At 65.1% G+C, this 21,509-nt stretch carries 22 protein-coding genes and 1 tRNA gene; 8 read left to right on the top strand and 15 right to left on the bottom strand.

The window, feature by feature from the left end; translation table 11 throughout:
- Positions 1-7: 7 nt before the first annotated feature.
- A complete protein-coding gene (locus DVK01_RS05225; protein ID WP_121535735.1) occupies positions 8-619 on the bottom strand; it encodes a DJ-1/PfpI family protein in 612 nt (203 codons plus the stop codon).
- A gap of 107 nt (positions 620-726) precedes the next feature.
- Between DVK01_RS05225 and DVK01_RS05230 the strand changes: the two genes are divergently transcribed.
- Complete coding sequence (locus DVK01_RS05230; protein ID WP_101351229.1) at positions 727-1,605, top strand: PhzF family phenazine biosynthesis protein; 879 nt, start codon at positions 727-729, stop codon at positions 1,603-1,605.
- Positions 1,606-1,664: 59 nt separating this feature from the next.
- Positions 1,665-2,036: a VOC family protein gene (locus tag DVK01_RS05235; RefSeq protein ID WP_101351230.1), complete on the top strand. Its 372-nt coding sequence runs from the start codon at positions 1,665-1,667 to the stop codon at positions 2,034-2,036.
- A 24-nt stretch (positions 2,037-2,060) separates the two neighbouring features.
- Here the strand turns inward: DVK01_RS05235 and DVK01_RS05240 are convergent, their stop codons facing one another.
- The 4 genes from DVK01_RS05240 to ilvA all read right to left on the bottom strand — a co-directional run bounded on the left by DVK01_RS05240 (position 2,061) and on the right by ilvA (position 5,405).
- A complete protein-coding gene (locus tag DVK01_RS05240) occupies positions 2,061-3,539 on the bottom strand; it encodes a transporter (RefSeq protein WP_121535738.1) in 1,479 nt (492 codons plus the stop codon).
- 165 nt (positions 3,540-3,704) lie between these two features.
- Positions 3,705-3,788, bottom strand: a tRNA-Ser gene (locus tag DVK01_RS05245).
- A 29-nt stretch (positions 3,789-3,817) separates the two neighbouring features.
- A complete protein-coding gene (locus DVK01_RS05250; RefSeq protein WP_101351232.1) occupies positions 3,818-4,021 on the bottom strand; it encodes a hypothetical protein in 204 nt (67 codons plus the stop codon).
- A gap of 172 nt (positions 4,022-4,193) precedes the next feature.
- Positions 4,194-5,405: a threonine ammonia-lyase gene (gene ilvA, locus DVK01_RS05255; RefSeq protein ID WP_101351233.1), complete on the bottom strand. Its 1,212-nt coding sequence runs from the start codon at positions 5,403-5,405 to the stop codon at positions 4,194-4,196.
- A 285-nt stretch (positions 5,406-5,690) separates the two neighbouring features.
- On the opposite strand from ilvA, the gene DVK01_RS05260 reads away from it, so the two are divergent.
- Entirely contained in the window at positions 5,691-7,325 is a 1,635-nt protein-coding gene (locus DVK01_RS05260) for a TrkA family potassium uptake protein (protein WP_101351234.1), read from the top strand.
- Positions 7,326-7,689: 364 nt separating this feature from the next.
- On the opposite strand, the gene citZ is transcribed toward DVK01_RS05260, so the two are convergent.
- Together citZ and DVK01_RS05270 are read right to left on the bottom strand one after the other, a co-directional pair.
- On the bottom strand, positions 7,690-8,835 hold the full coding sequence (gene citZ, locus DVK01_RS05265; protein WP_101351235.1) for a citrate synthase: 1,146 nt from the start codon (positions 8,833-8,835) through the stop codon (positions 7,690-7,692).
- Positions 8,836-9,015: 180 nt separating this feature from the next.
- Complete coding sequence (locus tag DVK01_RS05270) at positions 9,016-9,378, bottom strand: hypothetical protein (RefSeq protein WP_121535741.1); 363 nt, start codon at positions 9,376-9,378, stop codon at positions 9,016-9,018.
- 156 nt (positions 9,379-9,534) lie between these two features.
- Here DVK01_RS05270 and DVK01_RS05275 point away from each other — a divergent pair, with 156 nt between their 5' ends.
- A complete protein-coding gene (locus DVK01_RS05275) occupies positions 9,535-10,758 on the top strand; it encodes a potassium channel family protein (protein ID WP_101351237.1) in 1,224 nt (407 codons plus the stop codon).
- Positions 10,759-10,762: 4 nt separating this feature from the next.
- On the opposite strand, the gene DVK01_RS05280 is transcribed toward DVK01_RS05275, so the two are convergent.
- The gene (locus tag DVK01_RS05280) at positions 10,763-10,978 is read right to left on the bottom strand and encodes a hypothetical protein (RefSeq protein WP_004959447.1); all 216 of its coding nucleotides are present in this window, start codon (positions 10,976-10,978) and stop codon (positions 10,763-10,765) included.
- Positions 10,979-11,113: 135 nt separating this feature from the next.
- On the opposite strand from DVK01_RS05280, the gene DVK01_RS05285 reads away from it, so the two are divergent.
- Positions 11,114-12,070 carry a succinylglutamate desuccinylase/aspartoacylase family protein gene (locus tag DVK01_RS05285; RefSeq protein WP_101351238.1) on the top strand — a complete coding sequence of 319 codons (957 nt, stop codon included), beginning with the start codon at positions 11,114-11,116 and terminating at the stop codon, positions 12,068-12,070.
- A gap of 263 nt (positions 12,071-12,333) precedes the next feature.
- On the top strand, positions 12,334-13,398 hold the full coding sequence (locus DVK01_RS05290; RefSeq protein ID WP_121535744.1) for a pyridoxal-phosphate dependent enzyme: 1,065 nt from the start codon (positions 12,334-12,336) through the stop codon (positions 13,396-13,398).
- On the opposite strand, the gene DVK01_RS05295 is transcribed toward DVK01_RS05290, so the two are convergent.
- Both DVK01_RS05295 and DVK01_RS05305 read right to left on the bottom strand, forming a co-directional pair.
- Positions 13,395-13,598 (bottom strand): hypothetical protein, encoded by a 204-nt coding sequence (locus tag DVK01_RS05295; protein ID WP_101351490.1) that lies wholly within the window; start codon positions 13,596-13,598, stop codon positions 13,395-13,397. The genes DVK01_RS05290 and DVK01_RS05295 overlap by 4 nt on opposite strands.
- 508 nt (positions 13,599-14,106) lie before the next feature.
- Positions 14,107-15,372: a tRNA(Ile)(2)-agmatinylcytidine synthase gene (locus DVK01_RS05305; protein ID WP_121535747.1), complete on the bottom strand. Its 1,266-nt coding sequence runs from the start codon at positions 15,370-15,372 to the stop codon at positions 14,107-14,109.
- Positions 15,373-15,501: 129 nt separating this feature from the next.
- Here DVK01_RS05305 and DVK01_RS05310 point away from each other — a divergent pair, with 129 nt between their 5' ends.
- Positions 15,502-16,470 (top strand): transcriptional regulator, encoded by a 969-nt coding sequence (locus DVK01_RS05310; protein ID WP_121535750.1) that lies wholly within the window; start codon positions 15,502-15,504, stop codon positions 16,468-16,470.
- A 58-nt stretch (positions 16,471-16,528) separates the two neighbouring features.
- Here DVK01_RS05310 and DVK01_RS05315 read toward each other — a convergent pair whose 3' ends face one another.
- Entirely contained in the window at positions 16,529-16,777 is a 249-nt protein-coding gene (locus DVK01_RS05315) for a glutathione S-transferase N-terminal domain-containing protein (protein ID WP_101351242.1), read from the bottom strand.
- An 84-nt stretch (positions 16,778-16,861) separates the two neighbouring features.
- Positions 16,862-17,413, bottom strand: coding sequence for an orotate phosphoribosyltransferase (pyrE, locus tag DVK01_RS05320; RefSeq protein WP_101351243.1), 552 nt, complete (start codon positions 17,411-17,413; stop codon positions 16,862-16,864).
- Positions 17,414-17,499: 86 nt separating this feature from the next.
- On the opposite strand from pyrE, the gene glmM reads away from it, so the two are divergent.
- The gene (glmM, locus tag DVK01_RS05325) at positions 17,500-18,879 is read left to right on the top strand and encodes a phosphoglucosamine mutase (protein ID WP_121535753.1); all 1,380 of its coding nucleotides are present in this window, start codon (positions 17,500-17,502) and stop codon (positions 18,877-18,879) included.
- On the opposite strand, the gene DVK01_RS05330 is transcribed toward glmM, so the two are convergent.
- From DVK01_RS05330 to DVK01_RS05340, 3 genes are read right to left on the bottom strand one after another with little or no spacing between them, the layout of a single operon-like run.
- Positions 18,864-20,015, bottom strand: coding sequence for a hypothetical protein (locus DVK01_RS05330; RefSeq protein WP_101351245.1), 1,152 nt, complete (start codon positions 20,013-20,015; stop codon positions 18,864-18,866). The two genes, glmM and DVK01_RS05330, sit on opposite strands and share 16 nt — an antisense overlap.
- Positions 20,015-20,377: a phosphoribosyl-AMP cyclohydrolase gene (gene hisI / locus DVK01_RS05335; protein WP_101351246.1), complete on the bottom strand. Its 363-nt coding sequence runs from the start codon at positions 20,375-20,377 to the stop codon at positions 20,015-20,017. The genes DVK01_RS05330 and hisI overlap by 1 nt, the downstream gene beginning before the upstream one ends.
- Before the next feature lie 47 nt (positions 20,378-20,424).
- On the bottom strand, positions 20,425-21,453 hold the full coding sequence (locus DVK01_RS05340; RefSeq protein WP_101351247.1) for an A24 family peptidase: 1,029 nt from the start codon (positions 21,451-21,453) through the stop codon (positions 20,425-20,427).
- Between the last annotated feature and the right edge of the window lie 56 nt (positions 21,454-21,509).

Here is a 21,509-nt window from a genome sequence, read left to right on the forward strand (position 1 = left end):
GTCGCTCTTATGCCGATTCGCCGCGGAACACGTCGTCCCGTTGTTCGTACTCCATCTCCTCACAGACAGCGGCGGCCACGTCCGCGCCCCACTCGCGTTCGACGAGGTGGACGGCGAGATCCAGACCGGACGTGACGCCGCCACAGGTCAGCACGTCGCCGTCGTCGACAACCCGGGCATCGACCACGGTCGCGTCCGTCGCTCGCAGGTCCTCTAGTGCACCGCCGTGTGTCACCGCCGGCCGACCGTCGAGCAGGCCGGCGCGGGCAAGCACCATCCCGCCGGTACAGACGCCGGCGACGGTCGCGCCGCGGTCGTGGGCTGCCGCCACAGCCTCGGGTAGGTCTCCGCGCTCGGTCTCCATCCAGACGCCAGCATCGCTTCGGTCGTTCCACCCGCCGCCAGCAACGACAAGCAGGTCCGGGGTCACGTCGGCGAGCGGGCCGTCCGGTTCGACCCGGAGTCCGTGGCTCGCGGTGACGGTCCCGCTCTCCCGGACTGAACGGAGGGTCACGTCCCACGACGCGCCAAAGCGCGCCGCGTTCTCGAACACCTCGTAGGGGCCGATTGCGTCCAGTTCGTCGAACCCGTCGAAACAGGCGATTGCGACAGCGTCCATGCCCACAAGATGGGTGACAGCGAGAAATAGCCGGTGGCTTCAGGTGATTTGGTATCATACAGCAGGCAGCCGGAGTGTTCTTTGGGGACGCCACCGAGCGAACAGGTATGTCCCACCCGTTTCACATCGTCGACGTGTTCGCCCGGGAGCGATACACCGGGAACCAGTTGGCCGTCGTGACCGACGCCGGCGACCTGCACGAGGACGAGATGCAGGCCATCGCCGCCGAGATAGACTACTCGGAGACGACGTTCGTCACCGGGGAGCCAAGCGACGGCGCGTGGCCGGTCCGTATCTTCACGCCCGCAGCCGAGATACCCTTCGCCGGCCATCCAACCCTCGGAACGGTACAGGTCATCCGAGACCAGATCGCTGACGGAACCCCCGAAACGGTGACGCTGGACCTGCCCGTCGGTGAAGTCCCGGTCGACATCGGGGAGCGCGACGGCCGCGAGACGCTGTGGATGACACAGCCGACCCCCGAGTTCGGTGAGCAGTTAGCCCACGAAGACCTCGCTGCCGTCCTCGGCCTGTCGGCTGACCGACTGGACCACGATTGGCCGGTGGAAATCGTCTCGACGGGGCTGGCGACAATTGTCGTCCCGGTGGCCGACCGCGACGCGCTGGAAGCCATCGATGTGGATCGGGACGCCTACGACGCCGTGACCGGCGACCGCGACGCGAAGAACGTCCTGGCAGTCTGTCGAGCGCCGCGGAGCGAGGCCAACGACCTCGCAGTCCGCGTGTTCGCGCCGTTCTACGACGTGCCCGAGGACCCCGCGACCGGGTCTTCGAACGGCTGCCTGGCCGCGTATCTCGCCCGCCACGAGATGCTCGGGAGCCCTGCCGTCGAGGCCCGTGTCGAGCAGGGCTACGAGATGGGGCGACCGTCGCTGTTGCATCTCTCGACTGACGGCAGCGGCGAGGATATCAACGTCCGGGTCGGCGGCAGCGTCGTTCCCGTTGCTCGCGGTGACCTGCTGTAACTGGCCGCGCCACCGGCGGTACCGCCACACTCATTTCGACCCGTCCACAACGCCGCGGCATGGATCTCGCACACACCGCTATCTGCGTCTCGGACCTCGACCGTGCGATAGAGTTCTACGACACGCTGGGCTTCGAGGAAACGAACCGCTTCACGTTAGACGGCGTCGAGAACGTCTACCTCGGCCGGGGCGGCGACGGTGACCTGCAATTGCGTTACGACCCGGACCGGACCACCCCGATTGCCCCAAACCGTGCCGACGTGGACCACATCGCGTTCACCGTCGACGACGTCGAGGGGACCTACGAGACGGCCATCGACGCCGGCGCTGCGCCGGTCCTCGAACCGACGGAAGTCGACGCCGCTGATGCCTTCGCCGCGTTCGTCGAAGACCCCGAGGGGTACACGCTCGAGTTCTACCGCTGGCTCTGAACGGCAGCGACAAACGGCCAGCGCTCACCCGAGCAGGGAGCGAGCGCGACTGCGCCACAGCGTTGCCGTCCGAGCAGCGACGAGTCTGGCCGGTGAGGACACGGCGACGAGGAAGCCGCCGAAGCCGGCGAGACACGTCACGGCGGCCACGCTGGCGACGACAATCGGAGAGAGACCAGCGCGCGTGAGGCCAGCGACTGCACCGGTCGTGAGTGCGAACGAGACGCCGAGGCCGACGGTGAGGGCTGTTGCTACCCCGGGTTCGAGCGGAATCCGTCCGAAGACAGACCGGGAGTAGTAGAGGACGTACCCGAAGATGACCAGATTCATCACTCCGTACCCGGCGGCCCCGGCGACAGCTCCGAACTCCGCACCGAATATCGCCGGGACTGGAACGCTGAACGCCAGTCCGTAGAGCTTTGTCCGAAAGCTCACGCTCGGTTTCCCGACCCCTTCTATGGCATGTGACGTGAGCGTCCAGAAGCCACGGAGGATGTTCACGCCGCCGACGAGCAGGACCGTCGCCGAGAAGACACCCTCCGAGCCGGTGAAGGCGATCCGTGCGACCACGTCGTGTGCGGCCAGCAGGTAGCCGAACACGACGAACGTGACGCCCGTTCCGCCGGTGACCGCACCGTCGAGGTAGGCGAGACGCGTGTCGCCGACAGAGGAGTCCCCGCTGACCTTCGTGAGTAGCGGAGAGGAGAGATGCCAAGAAATCGTCGCGCCGAAGTCGGCGAACCGATCGGCCGCCTCGTAGATACCGACGGCCGCTGGGGTCGCGACGATGCCCAGTACGTACACCGGCATGTTGTACGACAGGCGGTCGAAAATCTGGTCCGGAATGCTCCACTTGGCGAAGTCCCAGGCACGCTCGATGGCGTGTCGGTCGGGCAGCGTCGGGACGACACCCAGCGCGACGGCGACCGGACCGAGCACCGCCAGCCGGACGCCGGCAACAACAAGTAGCAGGTCGACGGCGGTCGTCAGTGTCGGAGCCAGCGCCAGCAGGACGACGAGTTGGATGGCGCTCTGCGTGCTGGTGAGCCACGTCTCCACGCTCGGGTAGCCGATGGCACCGACCAGGCTAGACACAATCATCGACACCGCGACCGAAAGCGCGTAGAGGCCGATTGGGACGAGCAGTCCCGGCGAAACCACCGTGTTGCGGACGATTACACCGGCCAGCGCAGCCACGATCACACCGACGATGAGAAGATACCCGAGGGCGAACAGCGCCGCCAGACCGAGATACGGACTGACGAGTTCACCCCGTTCGCTGCCGACCTTCTTCAGCGCCTGGCTGATGCCCCGAATCGGACGCAGGACCAGCGAGACAGAGAGGGCGATGAAAAAATAGGTCCCGGTCGCCGCAGGTGACGTGACGAACGCGTAGACGATGCCACTGAGAACGAACAGCGTCGTTGACACCAGCGCTCCGCTGGTCGTCCGAATCGAGGAGTCCAGCAAGTCGATCTCGTCACCGTCGCGCTGTTCGACCATCGACCGAGTATCAGTACTGGCGGCGGGAAAACGGTGCGGTGGTTACACTACGCTGTTAGAAGCGGTCGCTCCTCACTCGCAGTCAGTCATAAAAATACTCGCTCACGGTTCACTGTGCGCACCGTTCGCGTTTTCCGAGGTTCGCACACCGTTCGAACCTCGCTACGCCAGGACTGGGATTTGAACCCAGAATCCCAGATGGGAACACGCTTTCCAGGCGTGCGCCTTACCAGATTCGGCCATCCTGGCACGCACTTCGAGAGTGCGAGGGCGGGCGATTAAGGGCTTTCGTTTCCGACCAGCCGTGGCTGCAGACGGTAGGAGGCGAGCGTCGCACCGATGCCGACGGCGACGGCGACACCGGCTTTGGCCGGTATTGACACCGGAATCCCGGCCAGCAGTTCGTACCCCTGGACGAGAACCAGAAACGCGAGGCCCCCGACGACGCCCCACAGGAGGCTGGCCTTCGTTCGCGGGTCCATCAACGCCCTCCGCTCCGTGCTGTTGTCTCGGCAGGGACTGTCCGTGCGAGCCGTCGCATACACGAAGCGGGGGCCGCCGCGGCTAAAACCCCGCCGAAATCGGCGCAGGCCAGTGACAGATACAAGTATCGAGAAGACGCCGTCGGGACGGGCGCGACGCAGGCGCGTCGAGTCAGACCAGCACGTCGACCTCGTACCCCTCGTCGGTGAGCGCGTCGATGAGTTCGTCGACGTGGTCGTGGCCGCGGGTCTCAAGGTCCAGTTCGACCTCGGCCGAACTCATCGCCACGTCGCGACTGGTCCGGTCGTGCTCGATGCCGTAGATGTTGACTTGCTCGCGTGACAGGACCTCGACGAGTTCTTCCAGCGCGCCGGGTTGGTCCTGGAGGACGGTCCGAATCTTGAGATAGCGGCCGGTCTCGACGAGGCCGCGCATGATGACGTTGGTCAGCATATTCAGGTCGATGTTCCCGCCACACAGCGCGGGGACGATTGTCTCGTCGTCCTCGAAATCGAACTTCTCCTCCATGACGGCGGCCAGCGCCACGGCACCCGCGCCCTCAGCAAGCGTTTTCGAACGCTCTAACAGCGTCGTCAGCGCGACAGCGATTTCCGAGTCCGACACCGTCACGACCTCGTCGACCCGCTCACTGATGACCGCAAACGTCTGCTCGCCGACGGTACGAGTGGCGATACCGTCGGCGATGGTCTCGACACTGTCACGCTCGATGCGATAGCCCTTCTCCAGTGACTCGGCGACGCTTGACGCCCCCTCGGCCTGAACGCCGATAACGCGAATATCTTCGTCTTTGCCCTTCAGCGCTGTGGCGATACCGCTGATGAGTCCGCCGCCGCCGATTGGCACGACGACCGTATCAACGCCGGGGAGGTCCTCGTAGATTTCCAGTCCGATGGTCCCCTGCCCCGCCATCACTTTCTCGTCGTCGAAGGCGTGGACGTAGGTCCGGCCCTCCTCTCGCTCAAGGTCGTGGGCGTGTTCGGCGGCCGCGTCGTAGTCCCGACCGTGAAGGACCACGTTGCCACCGTAGCTTCGGGTCGCCTTCACTTTCGAAACCGGGGCCCGTTCCGGCATCACGATTTTCGAATCAACGCCGATTCGCGTGGCGGCCAGTGCGACCCCCTGGGCGTGGTTACCGGCGCTCGCTGTGACGACGCCAGCTGCCCGCTCGGCGTCCGAGAGCGACGCGATGCGGTTGGTCGCGCCCCGTATCTTAAACGACCCCGTACGCTGGAACAGCTCGAGTTTGAGATGGATATCCGCGCCCGTCATCGCGGAAAAGGTGTGCGAGTAATCCAGCGGTGTGTGTCTGGCTGTCTCAGAAACAGTGTCCTGTGCTGCGAGGACATCCTCAAATGAGAGCATGGGAGTGGCTATTCACCGGACCATGTTATACTGTCGGCCGACCATGCAGTATCGGCGGTTGGGACAGCCGGGACTGCTCGGGTAGTGTCCTGAAACGGAAAGGGGGAGCGTGTGACTGCATATAGGAGAACGAACGCGATTAACTTAAATCCGGTCGTAGCGCGGTGAAAGTGAAAGTGCAGGACTGCGAGCGGGTAGAGCCGCTCACCCTGCCGCGCATCCCGTCAAGTAGATCTGGCTAGCCGGACAGAACTGTTTTACACTCGGTATCCCAGAAAGTAGTAGATGGATACCTGGCTGCGACGGACGCTGGTGTATATCGTCGCGCTCGGCGGCATCATTCTGGGGTATGCGTTCGCATACGACTACGGAATGGCGGCGTTCGAAAACGACCCGCAACCGTTTCTGCGGTCGCTTCGCGTCGTGGTCGAAACGTTCACCACGACCGGATACGGCTCGGACGCGCCGTGGAGCACCACAGAGATGCGGCTACTCGTTATTGTGATGGATATCACCGGCGTCGTGCTCATCTTTCTCGCGCTGCCAGTGTTGCTGTTTCCGCTGTTCGAAGAGGCGATGGAGACGACAGCCCCGAACACGGTCGAGAACGGCCTCAGCGACCACGTCGTTATCTGTCAGTTCTCTCCCCGCGGTGAGACGCTCGTCACCGAACTCGACACCTGGGACGTCGACTACGTCATCGTCGAACCGGACCGGGACCGGGCCAACGACCTCTACGAGGACGGGTACTACGTCATTCACGCCGACCCGCAGTCCGTCGACGGGCTTGAGCGGGCCCACCTGTCGTCCGCCCGTGCGCTCGTCGCTGACGCATCCGACCAGGTGAACACCAGTATCATCCTCACCGCCCGCGAAGTCGACGAGTCCGTCCAGACCGTCAGCGTCGTCAAGGAGCCCGACCGCGCGAAGTATCACGACCTCGCCGGTGCCGACGCCGTTCTCTCACCGCGAGGCCTACTCGGCGAGAGCCTCGCAAGCAAGGTGACGACCGGCATTTCGACGACGCTCGGGGACTCCATCGAGATCGGCGAGGACTTCGATATCGCGGAACTCCCGATCCACCGGGGGAGCGACCTCGTCGGAACGACGCTGGCCGACAGCGGCATCCGCGAGGAGACCGGCGTCAACGTCATCGGCGCGTGGTTCCGCGGCCAGTTCGTGAGTCCGCCCGACCCCGAATCTGAACTCGACGGTAGTACGGTTCTACTGGTGTCAGGGACCGAGTCACAGCTGGAGCAACTCAAGCAGATGACCCTCTCCAGCGTGCGTGGCTTCCGCCGCGGGGAGACGGTGATCATCGGTGCTGGCGAGGTCGGTCAGACCATCACGTCGGCGCTTACCAACGCCGGGGTGCCACATACGGTGCTCGATCAGGCCGACGCGCCGGGCGTCGATGTCGTCGGGGACGCCACAGAACCCGAGGAGCTTCGGCACGCTGGCGTCGGCACAGCCAGAACGGTTATCCTCGCCCTGTCGTCGGATACCGATACCGAGTTCGCGACGCTTGTCATCCGTGATCTCAATCCGGACGTCGAAATCATCGCCCGTGCCGAGGAAAGTGAGAACGTCCAGAAGATGTACCGTGCGGGCGCTGACTACGTCCTCGCACTGTCGACGGTCAGCGGCCGGATGCTCGCATCTACGATTCTCGAAGACGAAGACGTCATCTCGATGGACCAGCAAGTCGAGGTCATCCGCGTCGCCGCCAACAGCCTTGGGAATACGACACTCGGCGAGGCCGATGTCCGCTCGCGGACGGGCTGTACGGTCGTCGCCATCGAGCGCAACGGCACCGTTGTCACCGACCTCGGTCCTGATGTGACTATCGAACCGAGCGATAAGCTCGTCATCGCCGGCACCGACGACGGCGTGACGCGGTTCAAATCGGTGTTTGGCTAACCACCTTTTTCCGCCTCGGGTGCGCTTCACGCACCGCTCGGCGCAAAAACGTGGTCTTGCTGAGCGGAGCAAAGCAAGGCTCGAAAGACGAGCCTCGCGAGTCTTTCGGTGGCGAAAAAGGCCGAACGCTCGCTATGCTCGCGTTCGGTGAACCGCTCACTTCGTTCGCGGACAGTCGCTACGCGTCCGTTACCGCAGAGTTCGATATTGGAGAGACTAGACAGGAGATGCATCTTGGGCCGATTCCGAGAACCGGCGGCGTCGCCGCCGGATGCTGGCCGCCCTGCCCGTCCCCGGTTCGCGCGGTGAAACGCGCTCACGGCCGTCAGTAACCCACTCTTCAGACGAAAAGTAGCGGTAGGGCCTATCGCTCGTCCAGCGGCACAAACGTGGTCTCGTCGGGGTTCTTGCCGACGTAGCGGGCGCGCGGGCGAATCAGGCGGTTGTCCTCGATGTACTCGAAGACGTGGGCGACCCAGCCACCGACGCGGGACATCGCGAAGATGGGGGTGTAGATGTCGATGGGGATGCCCATCTGGTAGTACGTCGACGCCGAGTAGAAGTCGACGTTCGGGGCCAGACCTTTCTCTTCCATGAGGTAGTCTTCGATGGTGGTCGACATCTCGTACCACTTGAGCGTGCCGGCGGCCTCGCCGAGTTCCTTCGAGCGCTCGCCGAGAATCTTTGCCCGCGGGTCCTTGACGTTGTAGACGCGGTGGCCGAAGCCGGAGACGCGGCGGCCCTCGTCAAGGGCGTTTTTGACCCAGTCGAGCGGATCGGATTCGGCGTCGTCGACCTCTTTGAGCATCTCCATAACGTCCTGGTTGGCGCCGCCGTGGAGCGGTCCTTTCAGCGTTCCAATGGCGGAGGTGACCGCGCTGTGAACGTCCGACAGCGTCGACGCCGTCGTGATGGCCGAGAACGTCGAGGCGTTGAGACCGTGGTCGGCGTGGAGCACGAGCGCCTGGTCGAACACGTCAGCGAGCACGTCGTCGGGCTCCTCGCCGTTGAGCATGTAGAGGAAATTCGCCGCGTGGTCGAGGTCGTCACGAGGGTCGACAGGCTCCTTGCCGTCGCGGATGCGGGTAAATGCCGCGATGATGGTCGGGATTTTGGCGGTGATCCGCCGTCCGGTTTCGAGGTTGACCGTCTCGTCGGTCGGTTCGGCGTCCTCGGGCGCGGGGTCGTACGCCGAGAGCATCGACACCGCAGTCCGGAGCGCTGCCATCGGGTCCTCGTCCGCCTCGGCGAGCTGTCGGACGGTCGAGATGACGTCGTCGTCCACGTCGCGTGCGTCCACCATCGCACGCTTGAACTCGGAGAGTTCGTCCCGGTTGGGCAGGTGGCCATGCCAGAGCAGGTACAGCACCTCTTCGTAGCTGGCACCCTTGGCGAGGTCCTCGATGGTGTACCCCCGATACACGAGTTTGCCAGCGTCGCCGTCGATAACGCTGAGTTCGGACTCGGCGACGATGACACCCTCGAGTCCCTTCTTGAGGTCGTCGGACATACGCAATCAGTTCCCTACCTTCCGGGAAAAACATTTTCTTTCTGAGCGTGTGTGGCACAATGTCAGGATCGCGAGACTGGACGTTCGTTCAGTTGTTAGTCGCCGTCACCGCCGTTTCAGTAGGCTCAGCCCTGTGATGGTGACTGGTCAGCCTGTGGTCCCACCGCCGTCGAGCAGCCGCTACCGGTCCGACCGCGTTTCCGAGACTGCCCTCACGAGGTCGTTCACGGGGAAGCTGTCGTCATAATCGAAGGACGCAAAGACCCCCTCGTATCGTTTCGATGGGAAGAAAAACACGATAATGTCCTCGAAAAACAACGTCTGTGCGTTGAATCGCCCCTCGCCGATGAGCGACTTGAAATCGTCGCCGGTGACGGTGTGTGCCATGATGAGTTTGTACGCTTTGTCGAGATCTCTATCGGAGTAACTGCCCGCCACGTCGTCGCGGATGTACTCGATTTCGAAGGTGGTGCTGTGGAGGTCAGCGACGACACGGGGCGTAGACTCTCCGAAATCGTGGATAGTGTCGGCTATTTCGGACATGCCGAAACAAATTTCGCTGGACTGAAAAGTAGCGTGAATCGACCCGAGCCGTACATAGTCGCCGCCCGCGCCGGCACGTCGGGGGCCGTCGAGAAATCACGCTACCGTTCCACACAGTGAGGAACGCTTTTGCTCGGGGCCGTCGAACCGGCGGCTATGGACCCGACAGGGACGGTCGAGTACGAACCGGTCAGCGTCAAGCAGGTGCTGGCCGAGATGAAAGACACCGCTGAGCTGCTCATCGACCTCTCGTACTCGGCCGTCCTGCTGGGGAGCGACGACGTGGCCGCAGAGGTGCTTGAACTGGAGGAGAAGATGGACGTGCTCCAGTTGCGCGCACGCATGAGCCTCCTGATGGCCTGCCGGTCGACAGCGGACGCGGAATCGCTCGCCCCAGTTCTGGGGATGGTCGGGGCCGCAGAAAAAATAAGCGACGCCGCCGGCGACATCGCCAAGGTCGTACTGGAGGACATCGGCCTCCCGGACACGATGCGGGCGGCGCTGCCCGAGGCGGTCGAGACGCTCGTGCGGGCGACAATCGGCTCGGCCTCCCCGCTAGCCGGCGAGACGCTCGGGGGTCTGAACCTCGAAACCGAGACCGGCGTCCGCGCGCTGGCGATTCGCCGGCAGGGGAACTGGCTGCTCAATCCCAACCGGGAGACGCGCCTCGAAGCGGGCGACGTGGTGCTGTTTCGCGGCCCCGAGACCGGCGTCGCCGAAGTCTACCGGGACGCCACCGGGGACGCGTACGAGCCGCCGGAGCCGCCCGAAGGTGGCGTCCGCGACCTCGAACGCGCCGTCGACTCCATCGTGTTGATGAAAGACATGGGCGAACTGGCGGTCGACCTGGCCTACGGCGCGGTGCTGTTCGACAGCACGGAGGTCGCCGAGGAGGTCGTCGAGCTCGAAGCCGAGGTCGACGCGCTCCAGTCCCGGTTCGAGGCCTGGACGCTCCGGGCCGCCGCCGACATCGACGACCCCGTGTCGCTGCGGGGCCTCGTCCACCTGGCCCGGTCGACGGAGGTCATCTCAGACGCCGCACTGGAGATGAGCGAGGGCGTCCTGCGGGGGCTGTCGACCCACCCGGTCGTCGCCGAGGCCGTCCAGGAGTCCGACGAGGTTATCGTTCGGACCACGGTGTACCCCGACAGCGACCTCGCCGGGCGGACCATCGGCGACGCGGAAGTCAAGACGGCGACCGGCATGCGCATCATCGCTGTCCGGCGGGCGGCCGGCGAGAGCGAACGCACCGGCCGGAAAGGCGGCGACTGGGTTATCTCGCCGGGACCGGAAACGGAGATTCGAACCGGCGACGTGCTCATCGCGAAAGGAACTCGAACCGGGGGCGACCGGCTTACGGACCTGACCGGGGGAGAGTAGCTCGTTACTGCCTGGCGAGCCGAACAGCCGAGACCGCCGTGAACAGCGCTGTCAGCAGCCCGCCCAGCGACGTCGCGAGGACGAACGCCAGCGCCACGTAGAATCCGATCGGTCGCTGGGCCCCTGGCAGGACGAACAGAGCGAACAGCCCCGCGGTAAACAGGCCAGCGAGCACGAATCCGATTTTCGCGTTGCGTGGCACGTTCAGCGCCGCGACCATTGCCGCTTTGCCGCTCTGTGGCTCGGACTGGGACACACCAGCCAGTAGGGTCGGCGTCCCCAAGATGCCGTCGATCCGGCGCAACTGTTGGCGAAATCCGAACCAGTAAAGGCTCCCAAGGCAAACGTGGGAACAATGGTTACTTTCGGTACGGCGACCGCCGCTCCCGGTGAGAAAGACACGGGGCGGCTGGAGGTCGGTGAGACCCGCGACGGGTCGACGTTCGGGCTACCGGTCGCCGTCGTCAACGGTGTCGACGACGGACGGACGCTCTACATTCAGGCGGCCAGCGACGGCGACGAACTGAACGGTGTCGGCGTCATCCAGCGGACGCTCCCGCAACTCGACCCGACGGAACTGTCCGGGACGATTCTGGTCTGTGGCGTCGTCAACTACCACGCGTTTCAGGTCGCCGAGCACCGTAATCCAATCGACGACACGAAGATGAACCGGGCGTATCCGGGCGACAAGACTGGAACGTCGAGCGAGCGCATTGCCGCGGCGACGTTCAACGCCGCCATCAGCGCCGACTACGTGCTCGACCTGCATCAGGGCTCGACCTCACAGATGATCGACGAGGTGCGGGTCCGGTGTGGCACCCGCCATCGCCTCCACGAGGAGTGTCTCGAACTCGCGAAAGTGTTCGGTTGTGGCTACATCCTCGACCAGAAAGGTCCCGACGGGCAGTTGGCCCGCGCTGCCCCAGACGAGGGCGTGCCGACGATCGACCCCGAACTCGGCGGCTGTGTCGGCTGGGACGAAGGCTCTATCCAGCGGGGCGTCAACGGCGTCTTCAACGTCCTGCACTACTACGGCTTCCTCGACGGCCACCACGATACGCGCCCCCAGACTCGTGCCACCGGGTTCGAACAGTACGGCTCCCCCGTTGGCGGCCTCATCGACCTCAAGCCCGACCTCGGTGACCGCGTCTCCCGCGGCGAGACGCTGTTCGAGGTGACCGACGTGTTCGGCGACCCGAAGGCCGAAATCACTGCCGACTCCAGTGGCGTGTTCTGGCGTGCTCGCCGGCTCCCGCAGGTTGCGACCGGCGAATACGTCTGTTCAGTCGGGACGAACATCGATACCTACTAGGAACCACTTTTCACCGCAAGGGAGTCGCTACGCGAACTCCGCTTACAAGAGCTTGGAAAACGCGGGACCTCGTCCGCTCGGTCCTGTGAAACGCGGCGCTTCGCGCCGCGTCTGCTCGCTTGCTGACCTGCCTTTCCCCGGGGCGGCCGACGGAGCGGCCGCCCGGCCACCGCGCTATGGGCTCCACAACACTGGCCGCAGGCACCGACGACCGCGACCGCAGACGCCGCCAGCTTTTGGACGGTTCGCCACGGAGCAAGCCCATGCGAACCTGTAGCGTCTGCGACCGAGAGTACCCCCGCGAGAGTCCCTGGCGGTGTTCCTGTGGGGCACCGCTTGATTACGCCAGCCAGCCACTGCCCGACAGCCAACCAGGGCAGTTCTCACGGACCAGCGGCGTCTGGGACTTCGCCGAGTTCCTCCCTGTGGACGAGCGAGTCAGCCTCGGCGAGGGCTGGACGCCGCTGGTCGACGCGCCCGGGTGGGACGCCTCGTTTAAACTGGAGTATCTCCACCCGACTGGGAGTTTCAAGGACCGCGGCGCGGCAACGGTCATCGCCGAAGCGCTTGACGTCGGGGCCGACCAGGTACTCGAAGACTCCTCGGGCAACGCTGGGTTGGCAGTCGCGTCCTACGCGGCGCGGGCGGGGCTGGACGCGGAGATATACATCCCCGCGAGCGCAAAAGACGCGAAGGTTCGCCGCATCAAACGAACCGGCGCAGACGTGCTCCCAGTCGAGGGAAGTAGAGAGGCCGTAACCGAGGCCTGTATCGACGCCGTGGAGAGCGGGTCGGGGTGGTACGCCAGCCACGCCTGGAACCCCGCCTTCTTCGCCGGGACGGCGACGACCGCCTACGAGATCGCCGCCCAGCGGGACTGGACCGTCCCGGACGCCGTCGTCACGCCGCTCGGTCACGGGACGCTGTATCTCGGCCTCTACCGCGGATTTCGGGCACTTGAGCAAGCTGGATGGACGGATGCTGTCCCTCGGATACTGGGGACGCAAGCGGTCGGGTACAGTCCTATCGCTGACGAGGACGGGAGCAGTTCAGACGATGCTGCTGCCAACGAGCTCGCCGACGGGATTCACATCCGTGACCCGCCGCGTGGCCAGCAAATACGGCACGCCATCGACGAGACCGATGGGGCCGCCATCGCTGTCTCCGCGGCAGCAACGGCGCGGGAACGTGATCGGCTCGGTGCAGCGGGGTTTCACGTTGAACCGACCTGTGCGACGGCGACAGCGGCGCTGACGCAGTTCAGAGAGCGGGGAGAACTCCAGGACGGTGACGACGTGGTTGTCGCGTTGACCGGACGAAACAACTAACGCATCAGCAGCGTCGAGACCGGAAAGTCGGCATCGACGGAGAGCCACTGGTCCTCTACGTCTGCCGTGTCGACATCTGGCGCGTAACAGATGAGCCGCTCGGTGCCGTCGGGACGGGAGCGTACCACGGCAGGCAGCGTTCCCTCGTCGTCAGCAGTCGCCGCCGTCACCTCGCTCGTCGACCGGGTATCGGAGTCCATGTCCGGACTCACGACAGGTGTTACTATTGTTACCAGTCGATTATCGGGCGTAAGGACTACTGAACGTCGTCGAGAGAGACGAGAAGGTTCGACGAAACGGCCAGCCAGTCCGGAGCCCGTGCTGCTGGGCGGATAGAGAACTGAACGCTGGCCACCACCCGCAGCCGGCTCGTGTTCGACAGTCAATAGCTTCTCGGCGATGTCGCCGTCTGCCGTATGTCACCGCTGAGTATCCGACCCGTCCGTGCTCATGGTCCCACATAACGGTATATCAACATTGTTATCCGTAGTCTAAATTGACGTATATCCCCGTATTACTGGAACATTCGTGGTGCTTACTCGCCAGTAGCCAATTCGAACCGAATAGCAGGCAAAAGCTGAACGCCGAATGACCACCGGGCGAGCGGAGTACACAGCTCCGCCAACCACACACAAACGCTGTCAGCGCTCTCCTGATCGTCCCGCCCCGTGTTCGACACGTTTCGGGGAGACAGCGAACCACTTCCTCTCAGCGAGACGGGTGAGTAGGCGCGTCGAAGCCGCCGCGAACCAGCGGTTTCGCGATGTGGCGGCGCGCGACCGGCGGCACTTCGTACCACCCGTACTCCAGTCCTCGCTCGATGGACTGTTCAGCTTTGCCGTCAGCGCTGGTCCCGCAGTCCCGACACCGATAGCCCTGGTTCCGGCCAGCGGATTTCATCGACCGACCACAGTCCGGACAGTCCGGTGTGACGGATTCTGTCCGGACGAGGTTCCGGACCGCGAACTTCTCCAGTTTGAGCGTCCCGTCAGTCACTTCCCCACAGGCGGTGATTCGGTCGCCGACTCTGAGCGAGCGGACCCGGTCGCGAAAGCCCTTCGTCGGCTCGAAAGCCGCACAGTCGAGGGTCGCGCTGTCGCCTTCGAGGGTGAGAAACACGTGTCCCCCCGCCCGCGTCTCCGGAGTTTCGACCACGTTGCCGGTAACGCGGTAGGCGCTGTCGGCCGTGACCGCGTCGACAGCGGCATCCTGTAGATGCACATCGGTCCCTTGATTCGTTACGAACGTCGCCCGACGAGCAATGGGCTCGCTGTCGATAGCGTCGGCGGCGGCGCGGCAGGCGTCGGGGTCGTCGCCGCGAATCCCGTAGAGAATCGGACACGGCGTCCGCGGCACACAGACCGGATAGCCCGATGCACGGTCGACAGTGTCCCACACGTCGGGGTAGTACTCCTCAGCCGCGGCCCAGACGCTCGCGCTGTCGACCGTCCGCTCGGTGCCCCACCGGTCTTGCTCCCGGTAGGCGATGTGTTCGTAGGTCCAGTCCGACAGCGCGGCCCAGGCCCCGACAGCCGCAAGCGCGCCGACCAGTCCGCGGCCGTTGCCCCGCTGAGAGCGGGCGAACCCGACCACGTCAGCGAGCGTCGTCGCGGCCATCGGGTCCTGTATCGACTGGATTGCCTCGCGGGCGAACGTTGCGACCTGCGGTGGGACGGCGTCGGGGTCACAGTCGGCGACGATTGCGCCGGGATTGGTCCGTGGGTCGTCGGTCTCGGCCATGTCAAACACGTCTTCGACTAGCCCCAGCGCCACGTCGGCGTCGAGGTCAGTATGGACCGCCAGCGCCGCGTTCCCGCGGGTCTTGTGTTCGACGGCGGGGTTCAGACGGACGAGGAGCAGTCGCTCGACAGTCCCCCCAGCGTTCCGTATCGACTCTGCGAGGGTGGCGGCGGCGTAGGTCGTACACATTCCCCGTTCGCGCGAGTCCGTATCATCGAGGCCGACGACGGTCACGCTACGCTGTAGCCCCGAAGCGGTCAAACGCCTTTCGTCACGGACCCCCCAATTCGGCCTGAGAGGCAACGGACGGCGCAATACATATAATGGGTGAGCGGGCTAGACTCAGTAGAGGTACAGAGTACTATGTCACGGTCGGCGCTGGTGGAAAACGTCATGGCGATGCTCGAAGACGCTGGCTTCCTCGTCAGCGACCGCTGTGCGATTCGCCCGAAGAGTTTCGACATCGCTGCCCGTCGCGGCGAGGACGTGTTGCTCCTGAAGATACTGGGCAACATCGACGCCTTCGACGCACAGACCGGGGGCGAGATGCGGCGACTGGGCACGTATCTGAATGCCACACCGATCGTGATCGGCCTCCGGACGCGCGACGAGGAGCTGAAACCCGGTGTTGTGTACTTCCGGCACGGCGTCCCCGTGTTGTCTCCCGACACCGCGATGGACCTGTTCGTCGAGGAGGTCCCGCCGCTCATCTACGCCGCCCCGGGCGGACTCTACGTCAACATCGACTCCGAGATCCTCGCCGACGTGCGCGAGGACCGCGACTGGTCGCTTGGCCGGCTGGCGAAGGAACTGGGCGTCTCCCGGCGGACAGTCTCGAAATACGAGGACGGGATGGACGCCTCAGTCGAGGTGGCCGCCGAACTGGAAGACCTGTTCGACGCGCCGCTGACCTCGCCGGTGAGCGTCCTCGACGGCGCTGAAGAAGTCCGAGACGACGAGCCGACACCGGACGACCCAGACGTTGCACCGGAAGACGAGCCGATTGTGACGGTGTTCACGCGTATCGGCTTCGAGGTCCACCCGACGGACCGCGCGCCGTTCAAGAGCGTCAACGAGAGCGAGGACGAACACGGGCAGGTCCTTGCCGGTCACTCGGCGTTCACCGAAACGGCCGAAAAGCGAGCGCGCATCATGTCCTCAGTCGGCGAGGTGACCCGGACCCGGTCGGTGTACGTCGTCGACGAGCTCCGACGCGAATCCGTCGAGGGGACCGCGCTCATCGAGAAAGAGGAGATGGAAAACATCGAGGACGCCATCGACCTGCGCGACCTCATTATGGAGCGTGGCGAAGACCGCGAGGAAGTCGCCTGAGCGGGCGCTCTCAGTCTTCGCTGTCACATAAAAACGAGAACTACCGTAAGCGCCGAGTCTACTGCCCGTACGTTTCTTCCAGATACTCGACGATGTCGTCGGATTCAGGCATCCCGTCGACGCCGTTGTCCTCGTCGACGAGGACTGGAACGCCCGTCTGGCCCGAAACCTCCTTCACTTCGGTCCGCTCGTCGTGGGACCGCGGGACCATGTGGGATTCGTAGTCGAGGCCCAGCTCGTCGAGTTTCTTGATTACCTTTGCACAGTACGGACAGCCTTCGAGCTCATAGAGTTCGAGATTAGCCATTACACCGGTTGTAAGCGAGCCAGCGTCAAGAACACATCGGTGCTGTGTCTCGGCCGCGCACCGTCGACAGCGATTCCGCCTGCGCTACACGTCGATATCGTCGGGTGCGTCGGCGAGCAGGTCAGAGGCAGTCACGAGCGAGGACAGTTCGAGGTCGTGGTCGGCGAGGTTCTCGCTGGCCCCCTCCTCGCGGTCGACGACGACGAGCACGCGGTTGACAACAGCGCCGGCCTCGCGAAGTGCCTCGGCGGCGTCGACCGCGCTCTGGCCGGTCGTGGCGATGTCTTCAAGAATGATGACCTCGTCACCGTCGGTCAGGTCACCTTCGATTCGGTTGCCCGTGCCGTACTCCTTTGCCTGCTTGCGGGCGATGACGTAGGGAATGCCCGTCTCGACACTGGTGACCGCGACCAGCGGGACTGCACCGAGGGCAACACCAGCGAGTGTGGCGTCCGTGTCCCACTCAGCGATTCGCTCGGCGAAAGCCCCGGCAATGAGGTCCAGACAGTCGGGGTTGGTCTCGAAGACGTACTTATCGACGTAGTAGTTCGACGTGCCGCCGTGAGAGAGTTCGAACTCCCCGAACTTGACGGCGTCAGCGTCTCGCAGCGCCGCGATGAGGTCGTCGTTTACCATACGCTCACTGCACGGTCACGGGGCTAATGACTGTTGAATTCGGACAGCGACATTCCTAAGCCCCTCCGCATCAGACACTCGCTCGAATGCAAGTGTTCGGGTCGAGTGGCGTCCGAGGTGTCGCGGGCGATGAGCTGACACCGCGGTACGTCCTTCGGGTTGCACAGGCCGCCGGGGACGTCTGGCGTGACGACCACGACCGCGTCGCGATCGCCCGGGATACGCGGACGACCGGACGGACGTTCATTAACGCCGCGACAAGCGGCCTGACGACCGTCGGGTTCGACGTCGACCGCCTCGGCGTCGTGCCGACACCGGGATTGCAGGCCTACTGCGAGCGTGAGGCAGTCCCGGGCGTGATGATCACCGCGAGCCACAATCCGGCCGCGTACAACGGGGTAAAACTCATCGGCGCGGACGGCGTCGAACTGACGCGGAATACGCTCGATCGCGTCGAACAGTCCCTCCGGGACGATACGCCGGCCTACGCGGACTGGGAGACGGTCGGGTCCGACACCGCCATCGAGAGCGCCCGCCGCCGCTACCGCGAGCAGGTACTGTCTGCCGTCGACCGCGACCGCATCGCCGACGCCGACCTCACCATCGTCGTCGACCCCGGCCACGGTGCTGGCTCCCTCACCAGCCCCGACCTGTTCCGCGAACTCGGCTGTGAAGTCCACACCGTCAACACCCAGCCCGACGGCCACTTCCCCGGCCGCGACCCCGAACCCGTCGCGGAGAACCTCGAAGACCTGCGGGCGTTCGTCCGGGCGACCGACGCCGACCTCGGTTTCGCCCACGACGGCGACGCCGACCGCGGGATGTTCGTCGACGAGACCGGAACCCACATCGAGGGCGACGCCGCGCTGGCCGCGCTCGCGGCGGCAAAAATCGAGTCGGACGACGGCGTCGTCTCGGCGGTCAACGCCTCCCAGCGCCTTGTGGACGTGGTCGAAGACGCCGGCGCGACTCTCTCACTTACCCCCATCGGCTCGACGTATATCGTCAGCCGTATCCGCAAACTCCAGAACGAGGGGACCCACGTCGCGATTGCCGGCGAAGGCAACGGCGGCATCCTCTTCCCCGACTACCGCATTGCCCGGGACGGCGCGTTCACCGCCGCGAAGTTCCTCGAACTCGTCGCCGAACGGCCCGCAAGCGAGGTGGCCGCGGACTACGACGACTACTACAACGTCCGGCGGAACCTCGAATACGAGACCGAAGACGAGCGCGAAGCGATGCTCGAAGGCATTGAGGCCCACGCGAACGACGCGACGGCCGACCTCGACACGACGGACGGCTATCGCCTCGACTACGGCGACGGCTGGGTGCTGGCTCGGCCGTCCGGCACAGAGCCCGTCGTCCGTGTCTATGCCGAAGCGCGCACGCTCGACCGCGCGGAAGAGTTGGCCGAAACGATGGTCAGTCGCGCGACCCAGCGGACAGACACCTACAGCGGCGAATAAGTCTCCAGCGCGTCGTCGATAGCCGCCCTGGCCTCGCGGGCGGTCGATAGTTCCTGTTCGACAGCGCCGCTTGCCAGTCGCTCGCGCTCTGATTCCGTGAGTTCCGAGCGAGCGACGGCGCTCTCCCGGAGCCGCTCGTAGTCGTCCCGCTCCGCGAGTCCACGCACCTCCCGTAGCGCCGCGACCACGGACTCGTCGGCAAATCGGGCGACGACCGAGCGGTACTCCCGGCAGTACCACGGCAGGGCATCGGCCGACGGCGGCGGCCAGTTGATCCGCACCGGCTCGGCGTCGAGCCGCCGGAGGTACGTCTGTCGGGTGGCGACGGCGCTGCGGAGCGCCGCGGCGTCGTCGACGTAGTGGTCTAGCTTCGAGGTAGAGTAGTCGGCGTACTCCAGTAGCTTCGGAATCGGCTCCCGGCCGGCGTCGTGCTCGCGAACGTAGGTCAGCAGTTCCGCAGGTGGGGACCGGAACTCGACCAGCGGGTACGCGTCCGCCCGGTCGATGACTGCCAGCGCGTCCTTAGCCGGCGTATTGCGCCGAAACTCGGCAAACGCCTCGGTGACGGCGTCGTTGTAGCGCTCGATTGGCTCACGGAGGCGCTCGACCGGGGCATCGAGGTCGGCGTCGCCGAGACGCTGGAGGCGTTCCAGATCGTCGATGCGGTCGCTCAGTTCGTTGCGTCGACGGTTCGCCTCGGTCCGGGCCTTCTTGTACCGCTCGCGTGCGTCGTCGAGTTCGTCGAGCCGCCCGACGAGGTCGCCGATGGGCGACAGCATCTCGCGGGCCTGCTCGAAGTCGCCCTCGGTGAGCCGCCGTTGCTGGAGGAAGTCGTCGATTTCCTCGAAGGTATCGCGCTCGGGCAGGTCCTCGGGAAGGTCGTCGGTCAGCGTCCCGACGCGGCCCTGAAACTCCATGAACGCCTCGAAGTCGCCGCCGCCGGTCGCCCGCCCGTCGTAGCTTTCGAGCAGGTTCCGCAGTTCGCTGTAGATGTCACGGCAGTCACGGAGCGCGTCTGCGCCGACCTCCTCGACGCGCGTCTGTGCCCGGTCGTGCGCCTCGGCGACCTGTTCGAGGCGCTCGACGACGTCCGGGGTGCCCGCGCTGAGTTCGGTCTCAGTATCGGACCGCGCCATCAGTACACGTCGTCGGGGTCGAACACTTGCTCGCCGACCGTCTCGCCGTCGACAGTCCGGTGGAAGCAGGACTCGTAGCCGGTGTGGCAGGCGCCGCCGGTCTGGTCGACGACGTACAGCAGCGCGTCCCCGTCACAGTCGACCCGCACCTCTTCGACGGCCTGTGTATGGCCGCTCGTCGCGCCCTTGTGCCAGAGTTCGTCCCGGCTCCGCGAGTAGTAGTGAGCCTCCCCTGTCTCGCGGGTCTTCCGGAGCGCTTCCTCTGTGACGTAGGCGAGCATGAGCACCTCGCCGGAGTCTGCGTCCTGCGCGACAGCCGGGATGTACTCCTGCTCGTCGAACGCAAGGTCGACGTCGGTCATACTCAGGCCGAGGCGTGTCCGGAAAATAGGTCTTCTGCTGTCTGGGGTCAGGCCAGCCCGACTGCCTGCAACAGCGAGAACAGCACGTCGCCGTAGGTGAGTGAAACGACCAGCCCCGCGAACATCGGGACGAGGAACGGAATCCCGGGCGAAATCCACACCTCGTCCTGTTCGACCAGCACGTCCAGCCCATCACGGAGCTGGGCCGGTGACGTGCCGTAGGCCGAGTGGTCGATATCGTCAAGGAACCGCTCGGCACCCCACGGGTCGTCGACGGCGTCGGTGTCATCAGTCACAGCCTGGGAGGATGCGTCGTCACCGCGACCGCCCGTCCCGTTCACGTCGTCGGCCACCGGGTCGCCGCCGTCGGTCGCCAGCGAGCCGTCGCCGGGGTCGTTGGGAACCCGCGGTAGCGAGGTCGGGAGGCGATGCCGGTCCGGGTCGGCGCGGATATCGGCAAGCGAGCAGCCACGCCACTGGAGGTACATCCGGAGCGCATCGAGGTCGAGACCGCCGCGGTCGAATCCGTCGGGCGATTCGAGCAGCCGACCGTACTCCTCGGTGACGGCGGAGACGGAAACGGGCCGCCCGATGAACATCGCCAGCGAAAAACGACCCCGGGCGAGGTTCCCGGCGGCGACGGCCAGCGGGTAGACGACGCCGGCGAGCACGGTGTTCGAGAGAATCGTCAGCGAGAAGACGCCGATGGCGCTCTGCTGGAGCGGGAGCGCGACAGTCGGCAGGTAGTACACCGGATACACCGGAAAGAGGACAGCGACGAGCATGAACGCCTTCGCGTCGGCCCCGCCGAACCCACCGATGAGCCAGAAGCCGTACGACAGCGGGATGACGAAGCCGAGGCTGATGGCGACCCTGATGAGAAACAGCCGCTGGCCGACCGCTGTCGGGCCGGTCCAGACGGTGTAGGCGTCCCACAGCAGGAGGACGACCGCCAGCGCGGCAAGCGGGGTCCAGGTCCGGTTCGGCACCCGGCGGGTTTTCACATCGCGGTAGGCCGCCCACCCGAACACCGGGACGGCGACCAGCCGAAGCAGGTCCGGTATCGACCCAAGCACGGCTATACGCAGTACAGCGGCCCCCCTAATGGTTCCGGTACAACAGCTGTCAGTGG

Origin of the sequence: Haloarcula sp. Atlit-120R, from assembly GCF_003665885.1 — an archaeon.
GTDB lineage: Archaea > Halobacteriota > Halobacteria > Halobacteriales > Haloarculaceae > Haloarcula > Haloarcula taiwanensis.

Bases quoted from the DNA above. Each gene is read 5' to 3' on its own strand.
- DVK01_RS05225 (WP_121535735.1), bottom strand. From the start codon at position 619: ATGGACGCTGTCGCAATCGCCTGTTTCGACGGGTTCGACGAACTGGAC.
- DVK01_RS05230 (WP_101351229.1), top strand. From the start codon at position 727: ATGTCCCACCCGTTTCACATCGTCGACGTGTTCGCCCGGGAGCGATAC.
- DVK01_RS05235 (WP_101351230.1), top strand. From the start codon at position 1,665: ATGGATCTCGCACACACCGCTATCTGCGTCTCGGACCTCGACCGTGCG.
- DVK01_RS05240 (WP_121535738.1), bottom strand. From the start codon at position 3,539: ATGGTCGAACAGCGCGACGGTGACGAGATCGACTTGCTGGACTCCTCG.
- DVK01_RS05250 (WP_101351232.1), bottom strand. From the start codon at position 4,021: ATGGACCCGCGAACGAAGGCCAGCCTCCTGTGGGGCGTCGTCGGGGGC.
- ilvA (WP_101351233.1), bottom strand. From the start codon at position 5,405: ATGCTCTCATTTGAGGATGTCCTCGCAGCACAGGACACTGTTTCTGAG.
- DVK01_RS05260 (WP_101351234.1), top strand. From the start codon at position 5,691: ATGGATACCTGGCTGCGACGGACGCTGGTGTATATCGTCGCGCTCGGC.
- citZ (WP_101351235.1), bottom strand. From the start codon at position 8,835: ATGTCCGACGACCTCAAGAAGGGACTCGAGGGTGTCATCGTCGCCGAG.
- DVK01_RS05270 (WP_121535741.1), bottom strand. From the start codon at position 9,378: ATGTCCGAAATAGCCGACACTATCCACGATTTCGGAGAGTCTACGCCC.
- DVK01_RS05275 (WP_101351237.1), top strand. From the start codon at position 9,535: ATGGACCCGACAGGGACGGTCGAGTACGAACCGGTCAGCGTCAAGCAG.
- DVK01_RS05280 (WP_004959447.1), bottom strand. From the start codon at position 10,978: ATGGTCGCGGCGCTGAACGTGCCACGCAACGCGAAAATCGGATTCGTG.
- DVK01_RS05285 (WP_101351238.1), top strand. From the start codon at position 11,114: ATGGTTACTTTCGGTACGGCGACCGCCGCTCCCGGTGAGAAAGACACG.
- DVK01_RS05290 (WP_121535744.1), top strand. From the start codon at position 12,334: ATGCGAACCTGTAGCGTCTGCGACCGAGAGTACCCCCGCGAGAGTCCC.
- DVK01_RS05295 (WP_101351490.1), bottom strand. From the start codon at position 13,598: ATGGACTCCGATACCCGGTCGACGAGCGAGGTGACGGCGGCGACTGCT.
- DVK01_RS05310 (WP_121535750.1), top strand. From the start codon at position 15,502: ATGTCACGGTCGGCGCTGGTGGAAAACGTCATGGCGATGCTCGAAGAC.
- DVK01_RS05315 (WP_101351242.1), bottom strand. From the start codon at position 16,777: ATGGCTAATCTCGAACTCTATGAGCTCGAAGGCTGTCCGTACTGTGCA.
- pyrE (WP_101351243.1), bottom strand. From the start codon at position 17,413: ATGGTAAACGACGACCTCATCGCGGCGCTGCGAGACGCTGACGCCGTC.
- glmM (WP_121535753.1), top strand. From the start codon at position 17,500: ATGCAAGTGTTCGGGTCGAGTGGCGTCCGAGGTGTCGCGGGCGATGAG.
- DVK01_RS05330 (WP_101351245.1), bottom strand. From the start codon at position 20,015: ATGGCGCGGTCCGATACTGAGACCGAACTCAGCGCGGGCACCCCGGAC.
- hisI (WP_101351246.1), bottom strand. From the start codon at position 20,377: ATGACCGACGTCGACCTTGCGTTCGACGAGCAGGAGTACATCCCGGCT.